Source organism: Pantoea alfalfae (assembly GCF_019880205.1).
In the GTDB taxonomy this organism is placed as follows: Bacteria; Pseudomonadota; Gammaproteobacteria; order Enterobacterales; family Enterobacteriaceae; genus Pantoea; species Pantoea alfalfae.
In genome coordinates this window covers 1,436,400-1,449,745 of record NZ_CP082292.1, presented here as the reverse complement: position 1 = coordinate 1,449,745, position 13,346 = coordinate 1,436,400, and the positions used below count along the sequence as shown (strand labels likewise).

Below are 13,346 nucleotides of genomic sequence, written 5' to 3'. Positions count from 1 at the left end.
TTTTTACGAATAAATTTATCTATCGATTATAATTTCTTCAGGACAATGGCAACATATAGACCTAACGTACCTAATAAAGTCTGACGGTACATGCCTAACTTTCTGAATAAATACAGTCTTTTAAATAAATTACTATTCCTGGCCTCATTAAAGCTTTCAAGAATAAATCTATTCTCCGGGGTGATATTTACGTCTGCTTTATTCAAAGCGTAGATATTGGAATCTATCCACATCTTAAAATGCCCGTCCATAAGACCCGAAATGCGTTTAAATCTGGCCAGCCAGCCTAGATTCGAGCCAACAATATTATTAGTATGTTGCCGATAATTAATTGATGGTTTCGGATCGTAGAAAATATTACCACCTATTGCTGTAATAACTATATATATCCACCAATCGTGAGATATAATTCTTACATCTATGGGGGTTTTATTAATAATATTTCTACCTGCCCGATTTAAGATCATCGTATTGCCGCCAGCTATACTTTGGATAAGGGCATTTTTGAACGATGGCGGCTTACTGAATAGGGGAGACTCACCCAAATGATGACCATTCTCATCGACCAATGAAGTTCGTCCACAATAAACTGAAGGAACATTATGTTTATAACCAGATAAAACTGATATGCTCCTTGATAATTTGTCTGGCATCCATTCATCATCTTGATCGCTGAATGCATAATAATCAAAAGCATCACCACATTTTTCCAGCAACGATATAAAATTCCAGGCAAATCCTTTGCCTGGACCATCGATTATGACAAAACGCTCACGGCCTAACTTCTCCTGATAATATTTCAATATATCAAGAGTTCCGTCAGTTGATCCATCATCCGAAACAAATACCGTCCATTCGGTTTCAGTCTGATTTATAATTGAATCAATTTGCTGTCTTATATATTGACTGCCATTGTAAGAGCATAAAAGGACTGCGGTACGCGTTTTTTATCCATCTCAATTGAAAGTTTCTGCGTTATTGAGCAATACGCCATCTTTATCTTTGCCAGACAAAGTCATTTCTTCAACTTCAGGCCATTCAATATTTATCTGCGGATCATTCCACAAAATGCTTCTTTCTGACTGTGGCGCATAATAATTTGTGGTTTTATAAATAAACTGTACACGATCCGAAAGTGTGATGAAACCATGAGCAAAGCCTTCTGGAATCCAGAGCTGACGGTTGTTTTCAGCGCTTAAATGTACGCCGACCCATTGTCCAAATGTTTCTGATGAACGTCTGATATCTACAGCTACATCAAATACTTCCCCTTCAACGCAGCGCACAAGTTTACCCTGGGCATGAGGGGCAAGTTGGTAATGAAGGCCTCTCAACACGCCTTTTTTGGACATTGAGTGATTGTCCTGAACAAAGTCGACATGTCGACCAACGGCATTATCAAAAATTGACTGATTGAAGCTTTCCAGGAAAAAACCACGCTCATCACCAAACACTTTTGGCTCAATGATTTTTACATCAGGAATTTTAGTATCAATAATCTTCATTATAAACGTCCTTCAACCAAAGCCATCAGATATTTGCCGTATTCATTTTTAAGATATGGCTTAGCGAGTTCCTGCAATTGCTCTTTATTAATGAAACCCATTCTGAATGCGATCTCTTCCGGGCAGGCAACTTTTAAACCCTGACGTGATTCAATCGTCTGGATAAAATTGTTCGCTTCCATCAGGCTCTGGTGCGTTCCGGTATCAAGCCACGCATGTCCACGTCCCATAATGGAAACAGAAAGTTTACCCTGCTCCATGTAAATACGGTTGATGTCGGTAATTTCAAGTTCACCACGTGGTGATGGCGCAAGATTTTTAGCCATTTCTACAACACTGTTGTCATAGAAATAAAGACCGGTCACCGCATAGTTGCTGCGTGGATGTTCAGGTTTTTCTACCAATGAAATTGCTTTGCCTTCGCTGTCGAATTCCACAACGCCATAACGCTCAGGATCGGTAACATGATAAGCAAATACGGTTGCCCCATCATCTTTCATCGATGCGGCTTCAAGTTGCTTGTAGAGGTCGTGACCATAGAAAATATTGTCGCCAAGGATGAGCGCGACTGAGTCGTCACCTATAAACTCTTCACCAATGATAAACGCCTGCGCCAGGCCATCCGGGCTTGGTTGTACTTTATACTGAATTGAGATGCCCCATTGGGAACCATCACCTAACAGGCTCTCAAAGCGCGGTGTGTCCTGCGGTGTACTAATGATCAGGATATCGTTGATTCCTGCCAGCATTAGCGTACTGAGCGGATAGTAAATCATTGGCTTGTCGTAAACCGGCAGCAACTGCTTGCTGACTGCCATCGTTACCGGATAGAGGCGTGTTCTGAGCCACCAGCGAGAATAATGCCTTTATTCTTTTTCACAATTTCACCTTAAATGGTCAGGCCGCTATTGCGGCCTGTTTCGATTAAATAAGCGTTTCGAGCAGCATACGTTCAACGCCGACCGTCCAGTCGGGCAGGTTCAGACCAAAGGTCTGCTGAAATTTGTCTGTATTGAGTCTTGAGTTTGCAGGACGTTTAGCCGGTGTAGGGAATGCACTGGTTGGCACAGCATTGATCGTCTGCACCTGCAGTTCGACACCCTGTGCTTTCGCAAACTCTATGACTTTAGTGGCATAGGCATGCCAGGTCGTCTCACCTGCTGCAATGAGGTGATACAGGCCTGCGACATTGCTATTTTCCAGAGCCACTCTGATTGCATGAGCCGTGCAGTCAGCAATAAGCTCAGCGCCGGTAGGTGCACCAAACTGATCGTTTATTACTGACAGGGATTCCCGGTCTTTTGCCAGTTTCAGCATTGTTTTGGCAAAGTTGTTACCCTTCGCGGCATAGACCCAACTGGTGCGAAAAATCAGGTATTTCGTCATATTGCTGACAATAGCCTGCTCTCCTTCCAGCTTGGTCTGACCGTAGGTGTTAAGCGGCGCAGTAGCATCGTCTTCGCGCCATGGTTGATTACCAGAGCCGTCAAAAACATAGTCGGTAGAGTAATGGATTAACCATGCCCCTGTCTCTTCGGCGACTGCAGCCAAAGCTTCAATAGAAGTAGCGTTAATCAGCTGAGCTTTATTCTGCTCTGATTCCGCTTTATCCACCGCAGTGTAAGCGGTGGCATTAACGATAACCGCTGGCTTAATTTTGCGAACCGTTTCAGCAACGCCTTCAGGATTTTCAAAATCACCGCAGTAGTCACGGGAATGACGATCGACCACGATTAAATTGCCTAACGGCGCAAGCGCACGCTGCAATTCCCAGCCGACCTGTCCGTTTTTACCAAACAGCAAAATATCCATTAGCTACGCTTCTCGTAGTTCTGTTCGATCCAGTTCTGATAGGCACCGCTCTTCACATGCTCAACCCACTGAGAATTATTGAGGTACCATTCAACGGTTTTCTTCAGACCCGTTTCAAAGGTCTCTTCCGGTTTCCAGCCAAGATCTTTCTCAATCTTAGCGGCATCAATCGCGTAGCGGCGATCATGTCCCGGACGGTCCTGAACATAGGTGATTTGATCGCTGTACGAGGTTGCTTTGGGACGCAGCTGATCCAGCAGTTCGCAGACTTTCAACACAACATCGATATTTTTCTTTTCGTTATGACCACCGATGTTATAGGTAGTGCCCGTCTCTGCATTTTTAACCACGGTATAGAGCGCGCGCGCGTGATCTTCAACATAGAGCCAGTCACGTATCTGGTCGCCCTTGCCATAGATTGGCAGTGGTTTACCTTCCAGCGCATTGCTGATGATCAGTGGAATGAGTTTTTCCGGGAAATGATAAGGACCGTAGTTGTTTGAGCAGTTGGTTACAATAACCGGCAATTTATAGGTGCGGCCCCAGGCGCGAACCAGATGATCGCTGGCTGCTTTTGTTGAGGAGTAGGGACTGCTCGGGGCATAAGGGGTCTCTTCGGTAAACAGCGGTAAATCGCCGTCCATCTCATCCGGATGCGGTAGATCACCATACACTTCGTCAGTAGAAATATGGTGGAAACGAAATGCCGCTTTACGTTCTTCAGGCAATGCGCTCCAGTACTGGCGGCTCGCCTCTAACAGAGCATAGGTGCCTACCACGTTAGTCTGAACAAACTCAGCCGGACCGGTGATCGAGCGGTCTACATGACTTTCAGCGGCCAGATGCATGATAGCATCAGGCTGAAATTCATTTAACGCTTCAGTGATAGCCTGACCATCGCAGATATCGATCTGCTTAAAAGTGTAGCGAGGATTGCCGCTCACCTCTTTCAATGATTCAAGATTGCCTGCATAGGTAAGTTTATCAACGTTTATGACTTCATCATTTGTATTGTTGATAACATGACGCACAACCGCTGAACCGATAAAACCTGCACCACCAGTGATAAGTATCTTCATAACGTGTTTATTCCTGACAAGCTATCTGAGGCATGGGCGCCCGAATAAAAAGCAGACAATCATAGGCGTTTTAAGAGCACGCTACCGCCCCTGGGTTACAGCTCCCACGATGCTGATTATCTTTGACCGAATGAGTATGCTGACAACAAGAATCCGCCAGATGTTCAGCATTCAGTTGATTGATATCACTTTATTAATGAAATTGTTTAAGTGGGTTTATCATTCAACAATCGTAAATTCTATCACTGAGGTATAGCTATTACGAATAAAATGCGTTTATGCCGCAGGTGTTAGTTCAACTAATGAGCACTTTTCTGGCGTAGGGGATGGTTGCTGATGCCTCAGGATGATGCAATCAGAATTATGAGAAAGGTCTGATAAGATATTTCAAATCAAATATAAGAAAGGCGAACCGGAGTTCGCCTTTTTCAACTACCTGAACCCATCCGGGTTCTTACTCTGCCAGTTCCACGTATCGCGCATCATCTCATCGATTCCGCGCGTCACGCGCCAGTCGAGCTCGCTGTTCGCCAGTGATGCATCGGCCCAGAACGCAGGCAGGTCACCGTCACGGCGTGGCTTGATCTCAAACGGGATCGCTTTACCGGACGCCTTCTCGAATGCCTTAATCATCTCCAGCACGGAGAAGCCTTTGCCGCCGCCCAGGTTGAAGGCGGTGTAGCCTTCCACTTTGCTCAGGTGATCCAGCGCTTTCAGGTGCCCTTCCGCCAGGTCAACCACGTGGATGTAGTCACGCAGGCAGGTTCCGTCTGGCGTATCGTAATCGCCACCAAACACGCCCAGCTTCTCCAGACGACCAATCGCGACCTGCGCGATGTAGGGCAGCAGGTTATTCGGGATGCCGGTCGGGTCTTCACCGATTTCGCCAGACTCGTGCGCGCCAACCGGGTTGAAGTAACGCAGGGCAATCGCTTTGAACTTCGGTTCTGCTTTAGCGAAGTCGCGCATGACGAATTCGGTCATCAGCTTTGAGGTACCGTACGGACTGGTGGTGCCGCCAATTGGCGTAGTCTCAACGTAAGGAACCGGTGCATCTGCGCCATAGACGGTCGCTGATGAGCTGAAGATAAAGTTCCAGACGCCGGCATTACGCATCTCTTCCAGCAGTACCACTGTGCCCGCGACGTTGTTCTCGTAGTACTCCAGCGGCATACGCGTAGATTCACCGACTGCTTTAAGCGCAGCGAAGTGGATTACGGCTGAAATGCTGTTGGATGCAAACAGGTCACGCAGACAGGCGCGGTCACGGATATCGCCCTCGACGAAGGTCGCTTTCTTACCCGCCAGTTTCTCCACGCGGTTAATGGCTTCGCGTGAGGCGTTGCAGAGGTTATCCAGAACCACAACATCATCACCGCGCTGCAACAGCGCCAGTACCGTATGGGAGCCGATATAGCCTGCTCCACCCGTTACTAAAATTGCCATGTGAGCTCCTTTCAATCTGCCGCGCATGACGCGGCGATTTAATTACTTTTGTTTTGCGAGAATCGTCTGGATAGCTTCGCGGAAATCGCGACCCTGCGCGTTGTTGCGCAGTCCGTAAGAGACGAACGCCTGCATGTAACCCAGTTTACGACCGCAGTCGAAACTGTGACCGGTCAGCAGAGAGACATCAACCGTTTTGTGCTTACTCAGGCTGGCGATCGCATCGGTCAGCTGGATACGGCCCCAGGCGCCTGGCTCCGTGCGTTCCAGTTCTGCCCAGATATCAGCAGAAAGGACATAGCGGCCAACCGCGGCCAGGTCAGAGTTCAGTCCGGTGGTATCTTCAGGCTTCTCAACGAAATCGGTAATGGTGCTGATGTCGCCAGGATGATCAATCGGCTCTGCAGTGGTGATTACCGAGTACTCAGTGAGATTGGACGCGGGCATATGTTGCGCCAGGACCTGGCTGTGGCCGGTCTCTTCAAAACGGGCAACCATCGCTGCGAGGTTATAACGCATGTGGTCAGCGGTGGAGTCATCCAGCAGGACGTCCGGCAGCACCACCACGAACGGGTTATCACCGATCATCGGACGGGCACAGAGAATGGAGTGACCCAGACCCAGTGGCTGCGCCTGGCGCACGTTCATGATGGTGACGCCTGGCGGGCAGATAGACTGCACTTCGCTCAGCAGCTGACGCTTCACGCGCGCTTCAAGCAGCGCTTCCAGCTCATAGGTGGTGTCGAAGTGGTTTTCTACGGCATTTTTCGATGCATGCGTGACCAGCACAATCTCTTTAATACCTGCGGCAACACACTCGTCAATGATGTACTGGATCATCGGTTTGTCGACGACAGGCAGCATCTCTTTCGGAATGGCTTTAGTCGCAGGGAGCATATGCATACCGAGGCCCGCAACCGGGATTACTGCTTTAAGCTTGGTCATATTTATTCCGTTTAATAAAATGAAGATGTGGGTCGATTATGCAGGATCGGCCGGAAGAGCAAGTATAATCTTTATCTGAAAAGCGGACAGTAACTCTCTGTCATAACTTGGAAATTCGGCATTTTTCCCATTGCCAGCGACACCATAAACTGAACAAAGACAATCAGTAATCGAATATTGCCACTGTGATCCGGCGCACTATTCGCTGCATGGCTGAGGCCAGCCATAAATGAAAACGGGCGACCCTGAGGCCGCCCGTTGATATAACGCTTTGTAATCAGAGCCAGCCTTCAAACCACTCTGGCATCACAAACAGATTAAAGTGATTTACCAGCAGCATCACGCCAACAAATACCACCGACACGGCCACCCACTGCCGGGCATAAGGAATAAACCGAATGCCAATCACCGGCTTGATAAAGAATGGATGCGCCAGTGCCGAGATCAGAATCTGCGAGATGGAGAGCGTCAGCGCGACGTAGAGCACGTTTGGCCAGATAAAGGTGGTCGCCAGTACCGCCAGGACCACAATGCTCGCCACGATGTTCCAGTAGAACTCAACGTTGGTCCGTCCGTTGGCCTGGGAAATTGCCCCGGTCAGCCCCCCCATCGGCCGCAGCATACCAAACAGCAGCATCAGCGGGATCAGGTGATAGACCTGCTCATGTGATGCGCCATAGAGCACACGCACAATAACCGGCGAGAAGATACCAATGGCCAGATACATGGCGCTGCTGAACAGCATGATCCCCAGCGTACCTTTCAGGAACAGCTTTTTCAGCTGCTCGGCATCGTGCTGTTTCTCAGCAAAGCGCGGCAGTGCCAGACGATTAATCACCGGCGTGACAAGCTTCAGCGGTTGCAGCACCAGCTCTTTCGCCAGCGAGTAAACGCCCAGCATCTCAGCACCCATGACTTTACCGACCACCAGCGCATCCGCCTGGGTACGTAACTGGTTAATGGTCTGCGAACCGAGCTGATAGCTGCCGTAGCGAATCGCGCCGAAGAAGGTCGCTTTGTCGAACTCCCAGGTCGGACGCCACGACTTCTCACCCAGTGCAATCATGCAAAGGATGCGCGTAAAGGCGTTGATGAACAGACCCAGAATTGCCGCCGCCACCGTCAGCGAGGTGAACTCCAGCATCGCCACGACACAGAGGAAGGCAAACAGTTTGGTGCCCATCTCAATCTTCGCCAGCGAGACCATCCGCTTGGTTTTGATGTAGTGCGCCTGATATTGCGACAGGTGCCCCAGCACCAGGAAGTTCAGGCTGGTCAGCATGATCAGCCCGGTCAGCTCCGGCAGGTGATAGAACCAGGAGACCGGGAAGGCGATCAGCAACATGATTAACCCGGTACACAGGCTGAGCGAGACGTTCACCCAGTAGATGGTGCTCTGCTCACGACGGGTAATGTTCTGGCGATGCACCAGATAACTGCTCATCCCCATATCCTGCAACACACCCGCCACCGCCAGGATGGCGTTGATGATGGCTAACAGGCCCAGCTCGTGGGTTTCCAGTTTGCGGGCGAGAAAGCTCAGCTGTGCAACCTGCAGCACCGCAGAAAAGCAGGTACTGCCGAACAGCCAAATCGCCTGTGACTTAAATCCACTCACACCAGTCGCTCCAGAATCTGTGCCAGTTCGCCGTAGGCGATATGCTGATTAAATTCAGTCTCAACTTTGTGACGGGCGGCCGCGACCACGGGCGCCACATCGACTTCGCCCTGAGACAACTTCAGCAGCGTTTCCGCCAGCGCCTCGGGGTCGTCCTCTTCCACCAGCCAGCCAGAAACGTTGTTCTCAATCAGCTCCGGAATGCCGCTGTGGAAGGTAGAGACCACAGGCAGGCCAACCGCCATCGCTTCCATCAGTGCGACCGGAATACCCTCCATATCGCCATCTGCGGCGGTTTTGGACGGCAGCAGGAAGATGTCAGCCTCGCTTAGCGCACGACGGATCTCCTCCTGCGGCTTAAAGCCCGGCATGCTGACACAATCTTCCATCTCCTCACGGGCGATGAAATCACGCATCATCTCATCCTGATCGCCGTTGCCGATAATGGTGTACTGAAACTGACCGCCACGCTGCTTCAGGATGGCGCTGGCTTTCACCGCCACATCCAGGCCTTTTTTCTCGGTCAGACGCGCCACCGAAACGATACGGAGCGGCGTATGGAACGCCTGGCGCGGCTGGAAGTTAAACTTCTCCGGCTCAATGCCCATACGCGTCACGTGAATTTTATCCGGCGGGCACCCCATCTCAATCAGCTTGTTCTCCCACAGATGGCTGATGGGCAGCATCAGCTCACTCTGGCGGAACAGATTCACGTAGTCGAGTTTGTGCTCTTCCAGAATGTGACGGCGGGAAATATCAGCGCCATGAAACACGGTCGCCTGTTTACCCTTAAGCACGCCCAGTTCACGCAGTTTGTTTGCCAGTGCGCCGGCATAGCCGAAATGCACCAGAAACACATCTGCGGTAAAGGTCTGCTTAGCATTCGCTACAATCGACGGCAGCAGCAGTTTGCTGGACTGCGCGCCATAACGGCGTACATTCAGCGAACGCAGCAGCGACGGCTTCGTTACTTTTGGCAGCACCAGTTTGATACGCTGGTTCAGCTTATCAACAATCGAGACTTTCTCTTCCGGCAGCAGATAGTGCGTCTTCGCCGCCAGACCATACTCATCAAACGCCGCATGCCGGTTCACTAAATCGCCGGGAAAGACTGAAATAATCTCCACCTCGTAACCGGCATCAATAAAATGGGTCACCTGATTTAGAACGAATGTCTCAGAGGCAACCGGGAAACGCATGGTGAAAAAAGTCAGTTTCATCACATTACCCTAATACTTTGAGAATCTCTTCAGTGATCCGGTTGCCAATTTCCCTTTCATTCGCAACGGCCGTATTGACCTTAAGCTTAATGTTGTCGTAATCGGCAAGAACCGTTTTCACCTTGTCGATCAGCGAGCCGTCCATCAGGCTTTTCACATCGGTTGCCATCTGCGGCAGACCCAACTGGTTCATTACACCCATCGACTTGTGCTCATAGTTGATTGCCACAGCCGGGGTGCCAAAGTTCATGGAGATAATCGCCGAGTGCAGGCGGGTACCGATGGTCAGATGGCAGTGACTCAGCAGAATGCCCAGCTCCAGGTCATTAAACTCGTCCATGATGACATGGTAATGTTCCGGCTGCGCCACGTGGTCACGCAGCGTCAGTGCCACCATGCGGTCATCTTTGGCATAGCTGTCGATGCCGGTACAGGTGGAGAACGCCACAACCTGATAGCCTTCAGCAATCATGGCATTAATCACCCGGCCAAACGCCGCTTCATACTCTTTCTGTGTGACACCCAGACGTTTATCAAACGGCGCCAGTTCACGCACGGTAATCGCGATGGTTTTACGGCCATCGATAATGCCCTGCCAGTAAAGCAGGTTATGGCTCGGGTTTTCGACTTCACGCGCACGCACCAGGAAAGCGGTATCCACACCCGATGCCACTTTAGAGCTGGTCACGCCATCGCGTTTCATCAGATCAAGGCTGACCGATTCACGCAGCACCAGGCTGTCGACCCGATCAAAAACAAAATTTGCCAGCGCATTGACGCGCGGGTTCTGGAAAGGTCCCACTGAGTGGCCGATCAGATAGATCGGTTTTTTCGCCATCAGCGCACAGAGCGCATGGTCAAACTGGGTCACGCCATAGAGATCGACGAAGAAGGATCCGCCAACCTGAATAATCGCATCATATTTTCCCAGGCTTTCGGTAAAGGCCTTCAGGTGAGGCGGCACAGAGAACGACTTAAAGATCCCGCCCTTGCCCAGATGCGCCATCATGATATCGGGCATCAGACGATTCGCCACTTTACGCTTAAACGAACCGACCAGACCTTTACCTGATTTGCTGTTGTGCAGATACAGCGCATCCTGTTGAATATCCTGCTGGAGCAGATAACCGGAGCTGGTTGGATAACGGCTAATAACATCAATGTCTAAATCACTGCGTGCAGACTTCATTGAATCGATTAGTCCACGAAGAATCGCGCCATCCCCGCGATTCCCACACGTATGGTTACCCACCAATAAAATTTTCATAACAACTCCGAATAAATTTTTTTAATTCTGTAAGCCGCCCAGATCCGAAATGGGCAAAATGAACGCTGTTTAAAGTCATGCTTTACGGGATAACGCACCCAAAGGTACTGCTCCTGTTAAACCGGCCGCCTCCATTCTGGCGGCCCTGATACAAGGGGTTATGACTTAATCGCGAAGTAAGGCAACGCAACCTGTTTACCGTTGATCACCACGGAAACAAAGCCTTCCGGCTTACTGGTATCGACCTGCCCGGCGGAGAGCGGACGGGAAGCCATCAGCAGATCGCCCTGCTCGTTGGCACCCACGCCCGCTTTGCCGTTGTGCAGGCTGAAACGCTGCGGCGCGCGTTTGGCCGCGTCACCCGATGGCGGATTGCCCTTCTCCATCTTTGCATTGACCCGCGCACAGCGACCGGTCACAAAACGATCTTTACCGGTGGTTTTCACCAGCACGGCCGCCGACGGCGTCCAGCCCGCCAGTTTGACGAAGATACGGATATCGGTGTCATGCTCAGCCACGTAGCGCACATCCACAATCGGGCTGCTGCCTTCGGCCGACCAGCTCGCTTCCGACAGGTCTTTCTTGCGCTGCACGTGGATCACTGCGCGGCCGCCGGTGGTCTTGTCGCCAATCAGGTTCATCAGCGGCTTATCGCCACTGCCATTACTGAACTGCGACTGACCGAAGATTTCGATCTCCCACGAATCACCCACCGTCGGTGAGTAGAGGCTGCCAAGGTCAAACCAGGTCTCCTGGTTCGTATTGTTCTCTAAACGCCAGCGCGAGGTGATGTAGTTATAATTCAGGCTGCCATCCAGCGCGACGCCGTAAGACTCCACACGGGTCGAGCCCATTTCCCAGATACTGAGCAGACGATCGCCCTGCATGGAGTTATCTATCCAGCTGCCCGACTGCAGGCTGGTCTGACGCATATTCAGGCGGCTGTTATGGGCGATAAGCGGATTCTTACAATCTTCCAGGCTTAATGCATCGATAATCCACTGGCCGTTGGAGATATCGCCTGGATTATCACAGTGCTCAATCCAGCCATTGTGAATAATCGACTGGGCGCAGCGCGCCAGGTTAAGAACCTTGCCGCCGCGACAGTGCTGCGCATTGAAGTTTGACAGCTCGATTGCGGTACTGTGATCCCAGTTGCCCTGCTTCTGACCAGACCAGCCTGCTTTGATCACATCACCGCTGCAGCGTGAGGCGTACCACTGATCGATTTTGCAATCGAGCGTATCCTGCAGACTGATGGCCGTGCCGCCTACTGCGGTAAAGCGCAGGCAGGCCCCACGGAAAAATTGTCCGCCATGACACGTGTTATGGAAAAAGCCCTGCTGATTCGGGTTTTTATCGCTATTACCGTTAAAAATCAGGTTAGAAAGCTCGACCCGACGGGCATTCATCTCAAAAACAAAATCTGACTTACCATCAGAGACAATCGTGGTCGCCGGGAAGTAGCCGAAGTTAACCATCGCCCCTGAGATGCGGAATAGATTGAGATTCTTCTCGCCCAGATTACAGGCGGAAACCATAAAGGTCCCGGCCGGGAACTGGACGCAGATCTGCTGGTTAGCCTGCTGTGACCAATTGAACATTGCCATAATGGCAGGGGCTGTATCGGTCTGGCCATCGGCAATCGCACCGAAATCAAACAGCGTCAGACGGTTGAAATCGTCTACCACACGACGCCATGAGAAGCCCTCACCGGCAATGTTTACGCCGCCATCATTCTGAGTGGACTGGAAGCTACCGACAAACTCACCGCCGCCGACTTCCCGTCCTTCATGCCAGCTTTTGAGCTTAACCTTGGCCCCTTCAAACAGCGGACGGGTTTTGCGTAACTCCGCGACAGACGCGATCTCGCCAATCAGCTGATAACCCGCCGGCTGCGCCAGACGCTGACTGAAATCAGCGGCGCCCGGACGGCTGACATCGGCGATATTAAACAGGGTCTGACCGTTGTTGTCCTCGACCGTCATCGAATGAGAAGGATCGGCAATCAGTGCAGCGTTGTCCTGAATAAACTGGGTAAAATTGCCCTTGTTCAGCGCGATAGGCTGAGCAATCTCAGACACTTTACCGCTGGCATCGCGCAGGAAGACCGGAATCTGGTTACCCGGTTTGCTGGCATCCACACCCGCTTTACCAATCCAGAGTTTGCCCTCAAAGCCCTGCCAGAACTGTGGTGGCATGGCGTAGACATTCTCTGGCGTCAGGATAGGCACGTCGCCTTTAGGGATAGCAGCCGCATCAACCGGCTTCAGGGCAATGCCGTTACTTTTTGCAGCGTAGCTGGAAAAGGTGCTCACGGAGAGAGCCCCCACCAGAGCGGAGGCGGCGGTCTGTAAAACTTCTCTTCTTTTCATGCATCAATTCCCGTAGTCAATAAGGCCATTGGCCATGGCGGTGTCCCTGAGGCACGTCGCAAGTGAGCTTTTCCAGCTT

General features: G+C 50.9%; 10 protein-coding genes and 1 pseudogene. All 11 read right to left on the bottom strand.

Translation table 11 applies throughout. The features are described from left to right. Positions 1-26: 26 nt before the first annotated feature. Positions 27-875 (bottom strand): glycosyltransferase, encoded by an 849-nt coding sequence (locus K6R05_RS06730; RefSeq protein ID WP_374206937.1) that lies wholly within the window; start codon positions 873-875, stop codon positions 27-29. An 81-nt stretch (positions 876-956) separates the two neighbouring features. Further along, entirely contained in the window at positions 957-1,505 is a 549-nt protein-coding gene (gene rfbC, locus K6R05_RS06725; RefSeq protein WP_222925252.1) for a dTDP-4-dehydrorhamnose 3,5-epimerase, read from the bottom strand. Continuing rightward, positions 1,505-2,385 (bottom strand): annotated as a pseudogene (gene rfbA, locus K6R05_RS06720) (glucose-1-phosphate thymidylyltransferase RfbA). Before rfbA ends, rfbC begins: the two are co-directional and overlap by 1 nt. Positions 2,386-2,429: 44 nt before the next feature. After that, positions 2,430-3,317 carry a dTDP-4-dehydrorhamnose reductase gene (gene rfbD, locus K6R05_RS06715; RefSeq protein WP_222925251.1) on the bottom strand — a complete coding sequence of 296 codons (888 nt, stop codon included), beginning with the start codon at positions 3,315-3,317 and terminating at the stop codon, positions 2,430-2,432. Further along, on the bottom strand, positions 3,317-4,396 hold the full coding sequence (rfbB, locus tag K6R05_RS06710; protein ID WP_222925250.1) for a dTDP-glucose 4,6-dehydratase: 1,080 nt from the start codon (positions 4,394-4,396) through the stop codon (positions 3,317-3,319). The genes rfbD and rfbB overlap by 1 nt, the downstream gene beginning before the upstream one ends. A 432-nt stretch (positions 4,397-4,828) precedes the next feature. Further along, positions 4,829-5,842, bottom strand: coding sequence for a UDP-glucose 4-epimerase GalE (galE, locus tag K6R05_RS06705; RefSeq protein WP_222925249.1), 1,014 nt, complete (start codon positions 5,840-5,842; stop codon positions 4,829-4,831). Positions 5,843-5,884: 42 nt separating this feature from the next. Further along, positions 5,885-6,787 (bottom strand): UTP--glucose-1-phosphate uridylyltransferase GalF, encoded by a 903-nt coding sequence (galF, locus tag K6R05_RS06700; protein ID WP_161732304.1) that lies wholly within the window; start codon positions 6,785-6,787, stop codon positions 5,885-5,887. 277 nt (positions 6,788-7,064) lie between these two features. Continuing rightward, positions 7,065-8,405 carry a lipopolysaccharide biosynthesis protein gene (locus K6R05_RS06695; RefSeq protein WP_033733234.1) on the bottom strand — a complete coding sequence of 447 codons (1,341 nt, stop codon included), beginning with the start codon at positions 8,403-8,405 and terminating at the stop codon, positions 7,065-7,067. Continuing rightward, the gene (locus K6R05_RS06690; RefSeq protein WP_222925248.1) at positions 8,402-9,625 is read right to left on the bottom strand and encodes a glycosyltransferase; all 1,224 of its coding nucleotides are present in this window, start codon (positions 9,623-9,625) and stop codon (positions 8,402-8,404) included. The genes K6R05_RS06695 and K6R05_RS06690 overlap by 4 nt, the downstream gene beginning before the upstream one ends. 4 nt (positions 9,626-9,629) lie before the next feature. Beyond that, positions 9,630-10,892, bottom strand: coding sequence for a colanic acid biosynthesis pyruvyl transferase WcaK (wcaK, locus tag K6R05_RS06685; RefSeq protein ID WP_161732300.1), 1,263 nt, complete (start codon positions 10,890-10,892; stop codon positions 9,630-9,632). Between the two features lie 158 nt (positions 10,893-11,050). Then, a complete protein-coding gene (locus K6R05_RS06680; protein ID WP_222925247.1) occupies positions 11,051-13,267 on the bottom strand; it encodes a phage tailspike protein in 2,217 nt (738 codons plus the stop codon). Positions 13,268-13,346: the final 79 nt, after the last annotated feature.